This window comes from Priestia sp. P5_B4, assembly GCF_056400385.1.
This window is the reverse complement of the sequence record NZ_JBFULJ010000928.1, coordinates 1-1,451: the sequence shown is the minus strand read 5'-3', so window position 1 is coordinate 1,451 and position 1,451 is coordinate 1. Positions and strand designations below refer to the sequence as shown.

The window sequence follows — 1,451 nt, the reverse complement described above, 5'->3', positions numbered from 1 at the left end:
AAATAAAATTCCTAACACAATGCAAACAATACCCGCAATCAAGCTATCTACTAATAATAGATGTCCCAACCAAACCCCTCCTCTTTAATTCTTGTTTATGTTAAAAAAATCCATAAAAGAAGTCAATACAATTAATGTAAATAAAGTTTTAAATAGGAATATATTCATAATTATTACTAATTAATCCCTTTTAGTAGGTCTCAAAAATAAAACACACCACCTAAAAATAGATGGTGTGTGAAGTATAGTAAGTAATTAAGAAATTTGTTTAAGTTCTGATGAGAGTTTCAAAAACTCTTCTTTATTTTTCATCAATAGCGTGCGGTCGATTTCTTCTTTTAGCTGTGCTTTACGAAATTCTGCAATCGCCTTGTCTAAAATCATCTCAGCGAATAATGCATCAAGCACCTTTCCGTTGGATTTTTGCGGTGAATTAAGTAAATTCTTTTTCATAAGAAATCAACTCCTTGGCTTTTTTATAATATAACACAAATATTCTGACTTTTCAATCATTTAAACCAAGTATTTTAAATCTATTTTTTTCACATAAAAAGGCCGCCCTTTTGTTATAAAGCGCGGCCTTTTATTACGAATCTGCGGCTTTTTCTTTTACTTCCGCATAGTAGTTTTCATATTCAATAAATTCAGGAGCCTGATGAGCTGCCATGATACCGTGGTAGCTGATATCTAAGCCCACTTCTTCTTCTTCTTCCGTAGATCGAAGCGGAACCACCAAGGAAATAACCTTTAATCCTATCCACGTCGTAACAAATCCCCAAGCGCATAGAGCGATTAACCCAAGAAGTTGAACGCCAAGTAACATCCAGCCTCCTCCGGTAAACACACCGCCGTCTGTAGAAAACAAGCCCACAGCCAACGTACCCCATATTCCCGAAGCAGCGTGTACAGGAAAAGCTCCTACAGGATCGTCGATTTGACGTGCTTCGAGCCAGTTTGTAGCTGCCATCATTAATAAGCCAGATACAGCTCCAATAAAAATAGCAGATGGTGTGTTAACAAAAGCGCAACCGGCCGTAATGCCAACCAGTCCGGCAAGCGATCCATTTATTACAGAAGGTGCATCTGAACGGTTGTAGCGAAATAAAGTATAAAATAAAGTAACTGCTCCGCCTGCTGCTGCTGATAACATTGTGACAATAGCAATGTGACCAATTCTAACGTCAGTGGCACTTAGCGTACTTCCTGCATTAAACCCGAACCATCCAAACCATAATAAAAAAGCACCCACTGATGCAAGCGGCAAATTGCTTGGAAGAGAAACAGAACTGATTCCATTTTTCGTGAACTTCCCTTTCCTCGGTCCAATCATTATTGCAGCTGCTAAAGCTGARAAACCGCCAAGAGCATGGATAACTGCCGAACCGGCAAAATCAAGCATCCCTAACTTACTAATCCATCCGCCTCCCCAAATCCAGTGGCCGGCTATAGGA

The 1,451-nt window shown here is 39.2% G+C and carries 2 protein-coding genes; both read right to left on the bottom strand.

The window, feature by feature from the left end:
- Positions 1-255 precede the first annotated feature (255 nt).
- Positions 256-453, bottom strand: coding sequence for an IDEAL domain-containing protein (locus tag AC1DRF_RS27560; RefSeq protein ID WP_013057324.1), 198 nt, complete (start codon positions 451-453; stop codon positions 256-258).
- A 133-nt stretch (positions 454-586) separates the two neighbouring features.
- A partial coding sequence (locus AC1DRF_RS27555; protein WP_477742253.1) for an ammonium transporter occupies positions 587-1,451 on the bottom strand: 865 nt, incomplete at its 5' end.

Coding starts and splice junctions, on each gene's coding strand:
- AC1DRF_RS27560 (WP_013057324.1), bottom strand. CDS start 453: ATGAAAAAGAATTTACTTAATTCACCGCAAAAATCCAACGGAAAGGTG.